The 15,893-nt window shown below is 40.4% G+C and carries 10 protein-coding genes; 5 read left to right on the forward strand and 5 right to left on the reverse strand.

Annotation, left to right across the window (positions count from 1 at the left end):
* Positions 1-171: 171 nt before the first annotated feature.
* Complete coding sequence (locus BM176_RS27550) at positions 172-948, forward strand: hypothetical protein (RefSeq protein ID WP_090107628.1); 777 nt, start codon at positions 172-174, stop codon at positions 946-948.
* Here the strand turns inward: BM176_RS27550 and BM176_RS27555 are convergent.
* From BM176_RS27555 to BM176_RS27565, 3 genes are all read right to left on the reverse strand, one after another.
* Positions 945-1,934, reverse strand: a complete 990-nt coding sequence (locus BM176_RS27555; RefSeq protein WP_090107629.1) for a helix-turn-helix transcriptional regulator — start codon at positions 1,932-1,934, stop codon at positions 945-947. The two genes, BM176_RS27550 and BM176_RS27555, sit on opposite strands and share 4 nt — an antisense overlap.
* 105 nt (positions 1,935-2,039) lie before the next feature.
* Positions 2,040-2,918 carry a helix-turn-helix domain-containing protein gene (locus BM176_RS27560; protein WP_090107630.1) on the reverse strand — a complete coding sequence of 293 codons (879 nt, stop codon included), beginning with the start codon at positions 2,916-2,918 and terminating at the stop codon, positions 2,040-2,042.
* Between the two features lie 329 nt (positions 2,919-3,247).
* Positions 3,248-4,228, reverse strand: a complete 981-nt coding sequence (locus BM176_RS27565; RefSeq protein WP_090107631.1) for a helix-turn-helix domain-containing protein — start codon at positions 4,226-4,228, stop codon at positions 3,248-3,250.
* A 535-nt stretch (positions 4,229-4,763) separates the two neighbouring features.
* On the opposite strand from BM176_RS27565, the gene BM176_RS27570 reads away from it, so the two are divergent.
* The gene (locus BM176_RS27570) at positions 4,764-6,176 is read left to right on the forward strand and encodes a protein kinase domain-containing protein (RefSeq protein WP_090107632.1); all 1,413 of its coding nucleotides are present in this window, start codon (positions 4,764-4,766) and stop codon (positions 6,174-6,176) included.
* A gap of 40 nt (positions 6,177-6,216) precedes the next feature.
* Positions 6,217-6,405, forward strand: a complete 189-nt coding sequence (locus BM176_RS27575; RefSeq protein WP_090107633.1) for a hypothetical protein — start codon at positions 6,217-6,219, stop codon at positions 6,403-6,405.
* 385 nt (positions 6,406-6,790) lie between these two features.
* Here the strand turns inward: BM176_RS27575 and BM176_RS27580 are convergent, their stop codons facing one another.
* Positions 6,791-7,810, reverse strand: a complete 1,020-nt coding sequence (locus tag BM176_RS27580) for a class I fructose-bisphosphate aldolase (RefSeq protein ID WP_090107634.1) — start codon at positions 7,808-7,810, stop codon at positions 6,791-6,793.
* Between the two features lie 45 nt (positions 7,811-7,855).
* Positions 7,856-9,067: a serine hydrolase domain-containing protein gene (locus tag BM176_RS27585; protein ID WP_090107635.1), complete on the reverse strand. Its 1,212-nt coding sequence runs from the start codon at positions 9,065-9,067 to the stop codon at positions 7,856-7,858.
* Positions 9,068-9,156: 89 nt separating this feature from the next.
* Here BM176_RS27585 and BM176_RS27590 point away from each other — a divergent pair, with 89 nt between their 5' ends.
* Together BM176_RS27590 and BM176_RS27595 are read left to right on the forward strand one after the other, a co-directional pair.
* The gene (locus BM176_RS27590) at positions 9,157-11,508 is read left to right on the forward strand and encodes a GAF domain-containing protein (RefSeq protein WP_090107636.1); all 2,352 of its coding nucleotides are present in this window, start codon (positions 9,157-9,159) and stop codon (positions 11,506-11,508) included.
* A 1,446-nt stretch (positions 11,509-12,954) separates the two neighbouring features.
* The gene (locus tag BM176_RS27595) at positions 12,955-15,858 is read left to right on the forward strand and encodes an N-acetylmuramoyl-L-alanine amidase (RefSeq protein WP_143097940.1); all 2,904 of its coding nucleotides are present in this window, start codon (positions 12,955-12,957) and stop codon (positions 15,856-15,858) included.
* Positions 15,859-15,893: the final 35 nt, after the last annotated feature.

The following is a 15,893-nucleotide window of genomic DNA, read 5'->3' on the forward strand; positions in this document are numbered from 1 at the left end:
CAAACAAAAGCGGCAACAAGCAAAAATAGCCTACCTGGAAAGGAAACTCCAACAGCTCAAAAAAGAGATTGCGTGAGATTAGTTATATGGAAGAGATATGCTTTATCTATGCTTTATTTTTGTTTTTTTTATGAAATTATTTTATTTTAGGTGAGTATTAAAACACTCATTATGGCCATTTTAGTAGACGGTATAAGGTTTACCGGAAGTGTGGGTAATATGTCTGCCTACAGGATAAAAGGATCGGATGATATTTATGTGAGGATGAAAGGAGGGGGATCCAAAAAGAAGATAAAAAAATCAGAATCCTGCAAGCCTATACGGGATAATTCAAGTGAATTCAGTATTAGGTCAACGGCGGCAAGTAATGTAAGGTGGATGCTTACGTATGTAAAGCACCTGGCGGATCATAAGATCCTATCCCGGTTGAATTCCCTCAACAGTACGATTCAAAAGTATGACACTAATAATATAAAAGGGCAAAAGGAAGTTTTGTTCTCGAAGTACCACAATTTACTGCAGGGGTTCAGTTTAAACAACAGGTATCCATTTGATGGCATTATCAGGCATCCGTTGCTGTGTACGATCGACAGGAACAGGCATAGCGCAATAGTGAAGCTCCCGGATCTTATCCCCCAGATAAACCTGTTCCTGCCCTGGAAATCGCCTATGTACCGCTTTATTATATCCCTTGGTGAGCTAACGGACAATGCCCGCAAACCTGATCCTGCAATCACGGATAAGGTAGTGCAGGTTGTTTATACCGACTGGCAAATAGCGCAGCTCCCATATACGGGGAGGCAAATTGAATTAAACCTCCCCGGAAAACCGGATGAAACGCAAACGCTGGTGGTATCAGTAGGCATAGAAATGGGGGTACCATTTACCAACGATGAGATAAGCATAGTACAGAATGCAGGGAGCGCTAAAATCCTGGCGACAGGCTAAGCTTTCTTCTTCAGAAAAGATCCCGGCGTTTGGCCAAACCTCTTTGTAAAAGCTGCGATGAAATTAGGTACGTAGCTATACCCCGTCATAGCAGCCATTTCCTGAACAGGAGTATGGGTGGTTAACAACAACTCCATAGCTTTTTCTAACCGCGCTTCCAGCATAAAATCGAATGGAGTGGTACCGTATTGTTGTTTAAATCCAAGTCGAAGTTTGCGTTCACTTAACCTCAGGTGTTTGGCAAGCCAGGAAATGGAACAAGGGTTATCCATATTTGTAATCAGGTAATCTTTAGCTTCCTGGATCCTTTCTTTTTCGTAATCGCTTAATGAAACAGCATCGGGTTTTGTGGTGGTTTGTTCAGATTGATGTAAGCCAAGCACCAGCAATTCGAATAGTTTTGTTTCAAGATATAAATCCTTTATAGGCCCTTCATAGCTATTATATAGAATGCGGTAGATAATAGCCAGCATATCGCCAGTAGTAGAAGGATGCTGCCTTGTAAGCATCACAGCTTTCTCTTTGGTGATGTTGTGCAGAAATTTATCCAGGATGGGGAAGCTGCTGACTAATCCCTTTAATACCTCTAAGTTGGGATGTATTTCTATGTACTGATAATGCCGGTCTTTTTCAAATTTCGTATTGCCTTCGGGGAGGGGGGAGTAGGTGAAATTAAAACGGCGTTGTGGCAAAATTATTTCTCCAATCCCATTCAGTGTGTATTTAAAATCATTCTGTATTGCGATATGCATATCCAGGTCGGGTTCCTTTGCGGATGTAGTAAAAGTGGTATCAGTTTTAATTTCAAAATCTATTTGCCAGGCTTCGAAACTTTTAGATTTTATTACCTGGAACAGTTGTAAACCATAATCTCCGCTTGTATGAAATGTTTTGTCGGCATTGGATATCATATAACGTGTAAGGGAAGGAGGAATGCCCGGGATATACGTATCCTCCAGCTCTTGCTTTGGGCTCAGTGCGTACATAATTCTTTAATGTTTAAATTGTATTACCAATAAACAGGCATACGGGTCCGTATAACAAATGTTTAAATGTTACAGGATTGCTTTAGTAAAGATTCAAAGCATAAGCTAGGATAGTGATGAGAAGTCTGAGTGATTGTTCGAAGAGAGCAGTTGCTCTTTTGCTTTTCTTACCCTTTTAATAAACAGGTATTCATGAATGGGGACATTGAACAGCTGCCTGAATCCTTTGAAAAGGATCCATTCATTCAGTCCTGTGATACGGGTTAGTTCTTCAGTAGAGCGATGCTGATCGATATTTTCCTGCAGGTATTGTTTTACCTCGGTTAGTTTTTCTTTTTCATGCTGATTTAAAATGATAGGATCGTTGAAGACTTTAAGCCCTTTATTGAGGCATACAGTTAGCAGTTCAAGAGCTTTGCCTTCAATAAAAATTGTTTTGATATCACCGTTAAAAGCACAGTAAACGATATGTTTGATGATAGTGGATATCTCATGACTGGCATTGAGATTTGTATCAAACATAGTTCCTGTACCATCCTTTTTAACGAGATTAAGAAATGTTTGGAGATGAGGAATATGATTGGCCATATTCTGTAAATAACTAAGGGGATAATGAACCTCCATTGTCCGGTAGTTCCCTTTTTGTAAACGGGTACTTAATTCCATTTGTGAACCAAACAGGAGATTAAACTGATCCGCACTGAAAAATAGGTCTGGCATTCCCGGACAGGAATAACGCATTGGTTTGGAAATATTTATATGTATGTATAGATATGGTTCTCCTGAGTGGCAATGCAGGGTTGTAGGGGCTGCTATATCTAATTCCCTGAACCAGATGTTCGCATTGCCTGCAACTGTATTGATAAATGTAGCATTACCATAATCGCCGGATTCATGTATGATTTCTTCCCCAGGTTGAATTTGTGATTCCGGATTTGATATTGTTTCTGTAACGCCGTTTGTATTAAATTGAAAGTTGAGCATGGGTAACAATTTATGGGGGTTAGAAATTCCTTAGTACGTTATTGAACACTGCAATTATAGGATCTATCCTGGCAATTATAGAGTTAACGGATTATTATGTATAAAAGCCAGTCGTGGAAATGGTGGATAAAAAAATAAGAAGGCGGATGCCAAGTCTGTTACCACCTCCTTATGAAAAAAGCATAATTTATGTTGACCGGGATTGTTCAAGCTCGTATTATCTATCTATAAGTGCACAGGTTCTTCTTGTGTTGACTATGAAGTTACTTACCCTCCATAGAAAAAAGTTCTTAAATAGGGATAAAAACTTCTGCTAAACGGAGTTTTTTTTATCCTTTCCGTTTGATAGCACTCGGGGGATACCCGTATTTCTTTTTAAATGCCGTAGAGAAGTTGGATATACTGCTATATCCTATTTTATAGGCTATTTCACCTATATGGTGGTCGGAATCGAGCAATAGCTGCCTGGCCTCTTTCATCCTTATTTCAATCAGGTAATCATACATGGCCATGCCGAACAATTGCTTGAACCCCCTCTTTAGCATATAGTCGTTCATACCCACCTTACGGGCTACCTCATTAATGGAAACCGGAGTGTCTATATGCTGAGACAGGTAAGTCTTTGCATGATGAAGTTTCTCTATGTGATGGGGTTTTAGTGTTTCTATACTCCCGGTCTGAATCAGGTTACCAGCTCTGTGAAGACATAACGATAAGAATTCCAACGCTTTCGCTTCCATATACATGATCCGGAGATCATTGACAAACGCACAATTTTCCATTTCATGGAGAATATTGAGGATCTGGGGGGTGGCATTGGAATTCTCTTTGGTCAGCTTTGCAGGTATATTTTTCTCTATGCTTGTAAGTAGTTTGTCCAGCAGGGGAATGTGCTCATGCCATTTTTGGAGATAACCTAATTCGTAATGGATTTCTACAGTAGTGTATATTCCCTGCTTGAGCACAGATGTAATGTCCGTTTGCGGGAGGTAAAGCATGTTATACTGCTCCTGGAGAAACGATACATTGCCCATGCCATTAATGGATAACGTATAGGGAACATTCCGGTTGATCTGCAGACTTAACAACGGTTGGTCCGATTTGCATTGTAAAGCCGTTTTTTGGGTGATAACATATCGTTTAAACCAGGTACTCGCATAATCACCGGATGTTTCATGCAATAAAACTTCTCCAAAACAGCCTGATTTATGTACCCCGTTCAAACCGGTCTGTATCTCATTGGTAATGGATTGAGGAAGAGGGTAGGAAATGCTATCCTGTTCACTATTGCAGAAAAATGTAAGTTCCATTAGTGTAAAAATTAGCTTATTGAGTAATTAATACAGTCTGCCCTGTTACATGGGTTAAACCACACAATGTTGGGTACAAACAGTCCGTTGTTTAATAGACGGAATAGTTGATAATTGACATATGCATTTATGGCTGAGGATAGGGGTCTAACGACTAGCAGATCTGCACAAGCAATTAAAGGTTAATCCAATTTTAAAGGTATTTAATTTTTTAATTCAATCATTAAAATAACCATAAGCTGACCAGGAAAAATATTTTAAAAAAATTTGATTACTGTTGTCGAGTAGCAGCATCTTTCATTAAAATTGTCTTTACCAATGGCACCCTATAATTAATGCCATAGCGATTGTTAACCAATGACTTTGGATCTGGCCCACAAAAAAGATGGCTACAACCTCCCTGGTAGATAAGCGCAAATACGTTGACTAAAAGAAATTCTTATAATGCTAATGTTGATTAACCCACTTCCAACTGAATATACAGGGATCCCTGGCAGGTAATCTCTTAAAAAGGTGGTTGTAAAAACTCATACATATGAAAGAAGCTGAAAAATATGTTTTCAAAAACTATGCGAAAAAAATCACCTCTAAAGGCATCACCTTTGAAGAAGATGAGAACTTTTTATATGGAGGCAATTTAGAAGATCTGAAGGAAGGATGGGTACTGATACTGTCTGTATTGCCACAGGATATGGAAGTTATGCTGGACAATGTACTTCCCGTTTTAACCGAAAGGAACCTGGTATTTAAACTTATAAAAAATGAAGGCAGCCATTACCTGATGAATTGTGGCGTTATGCAGCATCAGCTAATCGGCCGGTCATTATCTATATTCACCCAATCCCTTCAACAGGCAAAAGAACTGGTAGCTATACTTTATAAATTAACCAATACCTACAAAGCAATTGATATCCCATTTGCAACCAGATTGGGCAAAACACTCTTTGTAAATTATATGACTGTTGAAAAAGACGAGAAAGGTGAAATAAAGTATGAATATAATTTACCGGCAAAGATTCCCTTTAAAATCCCTTCTGCTTATGTACGGAGAACAAAGAAAATATTCGGATACCGTTATATCCCTACAAAGCTATTGAAGAATGGTTTCAAAGGTAGCATTTACAAAGGAATCTCCATTACCCCATTGGGTTTTAAATCCTGCCTTATTAAACACGGTAAAGAAAATGCCGTGATGGATATTTATGGCAGAAATATAAAAGACCGTTTTGAATGGGATAGAGAAGTGCAACAATCATTACCCAAAAGTATTCTTACACCTAAAGTTTTAGGTTTCTTTGAAGAGGATCATGATGTGTATTATATTACCCGGTATATTGATAGCCTGGATTATAAAGAGGTGATTAACCGGGTAAAGAATAATACTACCTGGAAAAACTTACGTATAAGGGATAAGGTTACACTCTTAACTTATTTCAGGAATATTTTATCAATCATCAGTTCCCTGCATAATCATGGTTATGTACACAGAAATATTACACCGGTAAACTTTCTTATAGATAAAAAAGACAGGATCTATCTTCTGGATTTTGAATTATCGTACAACTGGAAACTTAATAAACCGGCGCATCCCTTTATTTTTGGAACACCTGGTTTTATGGCGCCGGAACAACTACAGGTACAAAAACCTACTATCAAAGAAGACGTTTTTTCCTTAGCATCCATGTTGCATTATATAGTGATAGGACCTCCGGCTACAGATTATCACGAATATGAGGATAATACTCATTGGCTGAAGGCTTCCTCATTTGCCGGAGATACAGCGCTGGTGTCAACCATCAAAAACGGACTTGTGACAAATCCTTTACTACGATATTCATTAAGCGGGATACAAAAAGATGTTATCAATGAGATCAACCTTCTTATAATCCGCGATAGCGAAATTAAAGAAAGAAGGAACATTTTTCAGAGACCCGATTCTTTAGTGTAATATCTAAAAAATTTGCACATATGCAGGATTACCACCAGGGTTGAATCGTTTTGATGGTCAGTTGGAAGGACCGTCATTACGATTAGAGATCACGCCGTTGTTATCTCCTGCGCATATATACTTTGATGATGCAGCCGCAAAACAGGCCGCTGTTAATTCAACATTACAGTCAGTAAAAGTAATTCCAGAATATAAAACAGATATACCAGTGAACAATCTGGTTCCTTAAAAATTAAGAACTCCCTGTTTGTAGTATAAATCATTTACTACAAACAGGGAGTTCTTACCAGAGCATAATACTATATTCTTGCTACAAATAAATACCTCTATAAAGCCTAAACGATATTGATATTTATTCCCACAAAAGAGGTTATCTGCCGCGTTGGATTCAGGTGGTAATTGCGGGCCTTAGCCATTTGACACACGATTTATATCGTCTAATAAATAACTAAAGCCCATACGCTTGATAAAGTTAAATAGAATTCCAACCAAATGGGTGCAGCCCGCAATCCCACCTGAATCCTCCGGTATTCCCATCAGATCTTTCCATCACCTCACTATTCCCATCAAACTTTTTCCATCCCCCAACTATACCCATCCTCCCACTATACGCATCAAACCTTTTCCATCGCCTCACTATATTTCCCTTTACGTGCTAACCTGTTACAATCTGCCCGGTGAAATAAAACCTTTTGCGCAGCCGCTACATTTTCTTCTTTCCCCGCCCATAATTCCAATGCCGGTTGTTGAATAGCCCTTGCATAAGAAAATGTAACCGCCCAGGGCAAAGTAGGAACTATAATATGAATTGCATTTAAACGCGAAGAAGCCTGTTCCGGCGACTGCCCGCCTGATAAAAAAGCAACACCCGGTACAGATGCGGGAACACATCGTAACAGACATTTAATAGTAGCATGAGCAATGATATCATCCTCCACCTGCACCGGAGAATCCTTGCCTGGCAGTATCATGTTAGGTTTCAATATTACCCCGTGAAGATCTACCCTTTGACTATGCAACTGGGAGAAGAGCATTAATAGTCCATCCTGAGTTATCTTTTTGCACTGTTCTAATGTATGGGAGCCATCCATCAGAACTTCCGGTTCTACAATAGGAACTATCCCGGCCTCCTGACATAAAGCAGCATACCGGGCAAGGGCATGCATATTCGCCTCCATACAACCGCTTGTCGGGATATCTTTTCCTATGGTGATCACTGCCCGCCATTTAGCAAATCTGGCACCCAAAGCATAATACTCAGTCAATCTTTCACGTAATAAATCCAGTCCTTCAGTTATCTTTTCTTCCGGAAAACCCGCCAGATCTTTTGCACCCAGATCTACTTTGATGCCCGGTATGATCCCGTTGTTATGTAAGGCTTTCGCAAAAGGAATCCCTGCAATAGTTTGCTGGCGGATTGTTTCATCACTGAGAATGGCACCGCTGATACATGTATTCAGGCGAGGTGTGGTTACAATCAGATCGCGGTAAGCCCTGCGATATTCTTCAGTTTGGGGAATACCCACCGCCGCAAAACGTTTGTTACAGGTAGGAGTACTTTCGTCCATTGCCAGCAGGCCTTTATCGCCTGCCATCATGGCCTTTGCTGTGTCTGTAAATTCTTTTGTTTTCATGATGCTGGTTTCTGAAGTGTTTACAGCATCAAAATTTGATCCGTTTTATTTAATGGCCGCCAGGATATGTTCTATCATTTTATCAAGCGATTTATATTCTATCCATCTCACCACAGCCACCAGGTCATGCTGAGGATCCACATAAATAACATTGGTACCATTCCCCACGTGCATAAAAGCATTAGCCGGAGCGCTGGGAAGAAACTGCCGGTCTGTATTCAGGTACCAGTTCATGTAACCATATCCCGGTTTTACGGAAGTAGGTGTTAACGCCTGTTTTACCCATTGAGCCGAAAGGAGTTGTTTACCATTCCAGTTGCCTTTATGGAGGGTAAGTAAACCAAAGCGAGCCATATCGTAAGCATTGATGAACATCCCACCACCCCAGTGACCACCGCCGCTCACAGATTGCACCGGCAAACCATCAAGTACGATCCATGAGTTCCGGTATCCATTCCATCGCCAGGTATTAGAAGCACCAATGGAATCCATGATCAATGATTTGAGAACCTGCGGAAGTGGTTGTCGCCATACGCTGGTAGCAGCCAGAGCCAGCGCGTTTACACGGACATCATTATATTTCCAGACGGTACCCGGAGCATTTCTTTTACGGGTCATCCATTCGGCGGAGTTGCCTTCCGGACGATCTGCCCAATCCGGTTTTCCCCATAATGTACCTTCCCAGTCGCTCGTTTGCCGGAGCATCACATCCCAGGTAAGGGTACGGTTATGAGCACTGGCAAATGGAAAGAGTAGCTGAGGTTGCCCCAATTGTTCAGCACCGGGATTGCCGGCCACAGGATTATAAACCTCTATAGGAGGTATATAACCAGCAACTGTATCATATACACTATGGATCAGGCCGCGATCGACCGCCAGTCCGACGACGGTTGATAAAAAGCTTTTGGTAACGCTATGTGTCATATCTACCCGTAAAGGGTTTCCCCATTCGGCCACGATATATCCTTTGTAAATGATAACGCCGGTAGGATCTCCCCGGTCGGCAAAGGGGCCAATACCTGTGCTGAAAGGTTCTTTTCCGAAGCTGAGAGACTGCGATATTTCCATACTCCGGGAGGCCTGTGTTTCATTCTCTTTCGCGAATTGAATAGCCGCCGCCAGTTTAACGGAATCCAGTCCCAGTGCAGCAGGAGAGCGGTGTTGCCATTCCCCGCGAGGAGGAAAATAGGCTTTGGACTGCGCAAAACTTATGGTAGTAAGGCAGATCAGGAGGGAAAAAGTCAGCAGGCGTTTCATACAGTTAAGATATAAATATTTTCAGACAGCCGTTAAATTTACTAAATTCAGCCCTGTAAGGCTTTAAGCCAGCAAAAGAACTATAGAACATGAAAAAGATCGTACTTGACCTTACCGGTGGAATTGCTGACATTCTGGAGGTGGATGCAGCTATTTCCTTTAAACCGTTTATGGATCATCTGGAAAAAAGAATAGCAGAAGAACAGACTGTTAAAGCAGCATTTTATAAAGATACGCTGAAGTTGTTTAAGGGTCGTAATGTGTACGACCTGGAAATTTCTTTGGAAAATATTCACCAGTATGAGGATTTACTGGAACAGATGTACCTGTGTCTTTCAGCACCGATGGTGGGTGAACATGAATTGGCCTGGGCGCTTAGTTTTCCTATGAAACCTATTGTTTTTTATGGTACCAGCATGTTGTATGAGCTAATAAAAAACAAGAAGGGGCATGAGAAAGATGTGGAAGCGCCGGAAATAGTGGCAGCACAGCACCGGGAACGTTTACAATTATTGTATTCTCTGATACTAAAGAGGTTGTATAATTTCCAGGTACCCCTTCACGCAGAAAGATATCATGGCGCAACGAACGTTGCTACGGGCCTGGAAGAATATTACTGGGTGCATATTAACATGGATTTTGTTACTGTATCCGTAAAGGGAGAATTGCCGGAAATTGATTTCAGAAAACTGTATTCAAAACTGACTGATGGAGCAGGATATGAGATCCTGGAAGATATACTTCCCCTGAACCTCTTCAGCTTCCGTGGAATTGGTACAATTGCAGTATCAGACGTTACTCCTCTAAAAGCAATAGAAAATATTCAGCAGGTAAGACTGGCAAACAATCCCGGTAATGAAGATGCCAGTTATAAGCTTGTGATGCAATCTTTAAAAACACTGGTACGGAATAATAAGATTGAATTTGACCTGTTCCCTTTTGTAAGAGTGAATAATGAGCCGGTATATGGTTATGCAAAGGGAGGGACGGGTGTATTGTTTTCAGTATGGGGTGAAGACCGGTTAACATTAGAAAATTTTCAGCGTCAGGTGAAAGGATATTCCGCTAATCCCCGTTTCTTCTTTTCTCAGGATATAAATATACCCAATCCCGAAGAAAAGGAGATAGTATTCCTGGAATACTTCAGGAAGCTGGGCGTCCGGTCACTGGCCTTGCTACCTGTTTTTCATCATCATAATCTGGTAGGTGTATTATGTATGCATACCTGGAGCGATCTTACTTTTGATGAGAGTGTACTGGCATTGCTGGAGCCCGCAAAATCGGCAATAGAACAGGTGTCGCAGGTATATATCGATGAATTCAACATGGAGATCGAGAATATCATTAAAGAACAATTCACATCTATCCAGGCATCGGTACAATGGAAATTCAATGAAGCAGCATGGGAATATTTATATAATAAAAAGAAGGGACTGCCTGCCAAAACATCACCTATTTATTTCAACGATGTATATCCTTTATATGGCGCTGTAGATATCCGGAACTCTACTATTGAACGAAATAAAGCTATCATCGCCGATCTGGATATTCAGTTGAATACCTTGCTGGAAAAGTTGATCACATTGCAACAATATGATCGTTCTGCAATCATGGAAGAACTGATCTTTAAAAGCAGGAAGTGGCAGGAAGAAATACTCAAACAGGAACAGTTACATGCTGCAGATGAGAACAATCTGAGTATTTTCTTTAATGAAGAAATCACTCCTTACTTAATTTATTTATCCCGTCAGGAAAAGGATACAAGCAGCATAATTGATCCTTATCTGCAGTATCTTAATACAATCAATGGTACTTTACATGGTAACCGTCAGGCGCTTGAAGTTGCCATGCAGATGATCAACAGTGCAGTTTCTGAATATTACGAATCTCAAAAGGAAACATTACAGCAACCTTATCCCTGTTATTTTGAAAAGTTCAGAACGGATGGAATAGAATATGATATTTATATCGGTCAGTCTATAGCACCGGATAAACCGTTCAGTCAATTTCATCTGAAAAATCTTCGGCTGTGGCAGCTTTCCTCTATGGCAGCTATTGCAAAAATAACGCATGAATTATTGCCGCAGATGCCTACTGCTCTTAGTACTACTCAGTTGATCTTTGTACATAATCATACTATTAATATTGGCTTCCGTGCGGATGAAAGAAAGTTTGATGTGGATGGAGCATACAGTATCAGGTATCAGATGATTAAAAAGAGGATTGATAAAGTTCGTATCCGCGATACAGATGAACGGTTAACCCAACCGGATAAAATAGTGCTTATTTATTTTGATAAATCTGATGTACGGGATTACCTTCCGTTCATCGAATATTTACAGCAAAAGGAAGTATTACAGCACGATCTCGAAGAGCTGGATCTGGAAGACCTGCAGGGGTTAAGCGGATTAAAAGCTTTGAGGGTTGGAGTGGTATATTAATCGCTTTGGATTCAGGTGGAACAATTTCGGACTGCACCCATTTGGTATTAATCCTGTTTAGCTTTATCAAGCGTATGGGCTTTAGTTTTTTTATTGGACGATATCAATCGTGTGTCAAATGGCTAAGGTCCGAAATTGCCCACCTGAATCCCCCGCTATTCTGGTATTTCTTCTTCTTTCCAGGCTGCTTGCTGATTTTGTCTTTATTCAATTGTTTATTGAGCTTGCATTTTGCCTGACAATCCATCGGGTGCTTCCCGCTTGATTTAGATCAATAACTGAATACAGTTGTACAGAAATAGTGAGAGAATATATTAATGATGTCCATACTTTTATGATCCCTTCTCCATAATTAATTCTAAATAATTGTACTGAAGTTTGCATTGAAAGCAGTTAAGTTTCATTACAAAAGTACTATTATATGCCTTGTCCATGCATATGTCCATGCTCCGGCCCCAGCGCGTGGTTTGAGTTTATACCCTCACATATTGAAGCCGATCCGGAATATAACCCATTAAATTATAAGATATACCAGGGCGATCCCGAATATGTTGTTGGAGGTACAATACTACATCATATTTATGCATGTATAAAAATAGTAGACAATGTGCAAAGACCAGTTATTTGTGAAGATATGCGTAAAGAAATTCACGCAGTACTTCGTAATCATAAATACTCTTCTAATATAGTTACAGGGTTTTAAAAATTGCATCTGGTTTAAATGCTGAAATTAGTTTTTCGTTTGCACACAACCTTTCAACCGCAAATGAATATACAGGTATTTAAAAATATCAGGAACCACTTTTGCATGGTAAAAATGCAAGCTCAATAAAACAATAACAAGCAGACTGAGAATAAGAGGAAGGGCAGGAGTAGCGGGGGATTCAGGTGGGCAATTACGGACCTTAGCCATTTGACACACGATGGATATCGTTTAATAAATATTCTAAAGCTCATACGCTTGATAACGTTAAATAGCGTTACTACCAAATGGGTGCAGTCCGTAATTGTTCCACCTGAATCCCAAGAAAACCCAAGCAATCCAAAGCAAAACAAATCAAATCGAAAGCAAATTATTTTCGTGTTCGAATACAGCGTTTATGCATCACGTTCTTATCTTGATTGTTGTTCTCACAACCTTTTATATAAATTATTTTTTATATTCTGAATATGTTTTACTAGTTTTGAAAACGAATACAGAAAAACCTATTCTGTATAAAGAAAGACCGATAGACTGATACTTATCTTGTAGTATTTTATTAGCTGCTTTTGGAACTATGTGATTGATTCGACCAAATCAATATTCTTAACCTATATTATTGAAACCTAAATTCAAAACACTTAAAACTCAGGATCCCTCAAATATGAAAATGTAGCAATTATGTACCTGTAAAGGTGGCATAACCCGGCTTCATTTAGCCCAAGATTAACCATAAACAAAAACCTATGAATCGAGTTCATTTGCTGCTTAAAATGGCTGTGTTACTCCTATTGCCCTTTATGCAATCGGTAGCACAACAACAGACGACAAATTCCCGTCTGGACAATTATTTCAATGAAGCTTATCGTCAGTATCCCGGTCTCCCTAAAGGAATACTTGAAGCGATGGCTTATTCCGCCACACATATGACTAACCTGCAACCAAATGAAGGTACTGACCATACCAATTGTATGGACATGCCACAGCGGTTTGGCATATTTGGTTTAGTAGAAAACGGAAAAGGTTACTTTAAAAATAACCTTGTAGAAGTTAGTAAACTAAGTAATATCAGCACCTCACAATTTAAAAACGATGTAAGGCTTCAGATCCTGGCCACAGCAAAGTTTTTAAGTCGCGAAGCAGGTAGCCGGAAACTGGCCGCAACTGCAGGCGTTGAAAGTTATGCTTCTGTACTGGAAAGTATTTCTGAAATTCCTAATGATGGTAGTGCAGTAAATGCATACGCCCGCTCATTGTACACTTATGATGTGTATGATAATTTGCAGAAAGGCTTTACCGCAACATCGCTTACAAGAGCGCCTGCAAATGTACAGCTGGAAAAAATCTATCCAACAAAAACATTGCGTGCATTACAAGCCACCGGTGTACAGATAGATTATGCCAGAGATAAAGTAATATCACCTGATAACGTTCTGGATCAGAGCGCAGCAATTGAAGGTGTTTCTGTATTAAGTACGGATTATGGTCCGGCAATATTCAGCGCAGCCCATGCTAATAACTTTACTGTAGGTCGTGGCGGCGTAGCCGTTACCAATGTAACAATCCATACTGCACAGGGCAGTTATGCAGGTACTATTTCCTGGTTCAAGAACAGTACTGCTATCGTATCATCACACTATGTGATCCGTTCTTCCGACGGACAGGTAACACAGATGGTGCGTGAAAAAGACAAAGCCTATCATGTGTTGAACCACAACGGCTATACTATTGGTATAGAACATGAAGGTTATGTTGACGATAAAAAATGGTATACTACCAAAATGTATGCATCTTCTGCTGCGTTGGTACGTAACATATGTACCAAGTACGGAATCAGTAAAGCTGCCTGCTTTAAAGGAGCTGCCACTTCAGGTACAAACTATCAGCCTAAAACAGTACGCATTAAAGGACATCAGCATTATGATGGCAACTCACATACAGATCCGGGAATTAACTGGAACTGGAAAAGTTATGCCGCTTTAATCAATCCTGCTACAACAGCAGCTACCGCTATCGCTATTACAGTAAGAGATCAGGAAACTGGTTTTGCTGTTGCCAATACTGCCGTAACTGTAACCGGACCTGATGGTGCTACCACTCAGGTGCAGACAGATGAAAACGGACAGACATCATTCGATGCCGAAAAAGGAAAATATACTTTCTCTTTCAGCGCAAAAGGATATGATCAGATAGAAACATCTTTTGAAGGTGGTAATGAAACAAAAATTGCTGCTGATATTAGCATGGATCGTATCAGTTCTATGCGCAGTATTGCATCAGAAGATGAAGCAACACGTCAGGTAGTTGCTGCAAGTAACATGGTACTTTCAGGTTATGTTAGAAGTGCTATAACGAATGGTCCGATTGCAGGTGCAATAGTAACTGCTGGTGGTCGTTCTACTATTTCTAATAGGAGTGGCTTCTTTACATTAACTATCCCAGTTCCTGTTAGTGCTACTGAAGCTGTTGCTCCGGTTATAACTACACTGCGGGTTACCAAAACTGGTTTTAAACCTTATGTACTGAACAACATCCGTGTAATAGCAGATAAAATCATTGTAAAAGTTGGACTTACACCTTTGGCATCAGCAAGTGATGATCAGAGAATTGCTACTGAGTCTGCCACTGAAGAAGTGGAAACTTACACGCATGGTATGTTCGACAGAACAGAAGCTGATGAAGCACAACAAACAAGTGAGTACCTGCGTTTAGCCGACAAGGATGCAGAATCTGCTGTTAGTCTTGCTGCTATATCTGTACCTACGAGTATCCGTGTAGGTACCAGTTGTTCATGCACAACCTGTTCAAGCGTAAAGGTAATGAGCCTTGAAGCTTATGTACAGTCTGGTTTGGATAACGAATGGATCTCCAGCTGGAAAGCAGCTTCTCTGAGAGCTGGTGCAGTTGCTTACCGTTCTTATGGTGCTTACTATGTGAAACATCCGGTTAAATCGAACTTCGATATTGCTTCTACTACTTGTAATCAGGCATGGGGTAGCGAAACCGCTACATCTACCATTAATGCAGCTAAAGCTACTGCTGGCGTTGTATTAATCAAGAGTGGTGCAATTTTCAGATCAGAATATTCTGCTGAGAATAACAACGCTGGTTGTGGTAATGGTTACAGTGGTACAGGTACCAGCTCAGGCTGGCCTTGTATTTCCGATGCACGTTGTGCCGGTAAAGCTAAGAACGGTCATGGCAGAGGTATGTGCCAGTGGGGTTCCAGCTATTGGGCAAGTGATAAGACTTACACCTGGATCCTGAATCATTATTATAACCCAGGTAATGTAACCGTACAGGTACCAGCAACTGTTGCAGCCACTCTGGCAAGAACAGAAGCTCCTGAAACTGAAGAGAAGGACGGCATGGTTGAAATTTCTAAAGTTAACCTTACTATATTCCCTAACCCAGCATCTGGCGATGTGGTAAGAGTAAGATACACTTTAGCAGCAAGTGCCCGTCCTGCTATTGTCCTTATATCTGATAATTCAGGTAAGATACTTCAGCGCAAACCTGTTCAGCTGCAACACGGTGTTACCCAGTTTACACTGGACATCAGCAGCTTAAAGAATGGCATCTATATCGTTACCATCAAACCTAATCTGTCTGTTGTTTCAGAAAGTAAAAAACTGGTAGTGGCCAGATAAACAAGCCATTGCTACATATCATTGAGGATCCTGAG

The sequence above is a fragment of the Chitinophaga sp. CF118 genome (genome assembly GCF_900112615.1).
In the GTDB taxonomy this organism is placed as follows: domain Bacteria; phylum Bacteroidota; class Bacteroidia; order Chitinophagales; family Chitinophagaceae; genus Chitinophaga.

Coding starts and splice junctions, on each gene's coding strand:
- BM176_RS27550 (WP_090107628.1), top strand. CDS start 172: ATGGCCATTTTAGTAGACGGTATAAGGTTTACCGGAAGTGTGGGTAAT.
- BM176_RS27555 (WP_090107629.1), bottom strand. CDS start 1,934: ATGTACGCACTGAGCCCAAAGCAAGAGCTGGAGGATACGTATATCCCG.
- BM176_RS27560 (WP_090107630.1), bottom strand. CDS start 2,918: ATGCTCAACTTTCAATTTAATACAAACGGCGTTACAGAAACAATATCA.
- BM176_RS27565 (WP_090107631.1), bottom strand. CDS start 4,228: ATGGAACTTACATTTTTCTGCAATAGTGAACAGGATAGCATTTCCTAC.
- BM176_RS27570 (WP_090107632.1), top strand. CDS start 4,764: ATGAAAGAAGCTGAAAAATATGTTTTCAAAAACTATGCGAAAAAAATC.
- BM176_RS27580 (WP_090107634.1), bottom strand. CDS start 7,810: ATGAAAACAAAAGAATTTACAGACACAGCAAAGGCCATGATGGCAGGC.
- BM176_RS27585 (WP_090107635.1), bottom strand. CDS start 9,067: ATGAAACGCCTGCTGACTTTTTCCCTCCTGATCTGCCTTACTACCATA.
- BM176_RS27590 (WP_090107636.1), top strand. CDS start 9,157: ATGAAAAAGATCGTACTTGACCTTACCGGTGGAATTGCTGACATTCTG.
- BM176_RS27595 (WP_143097940.1), top strand. CDS start 12,955: ATGAATCGAGTTCATTTGCTGCTTAAAATGGCTGTGTTACTCCTATTG.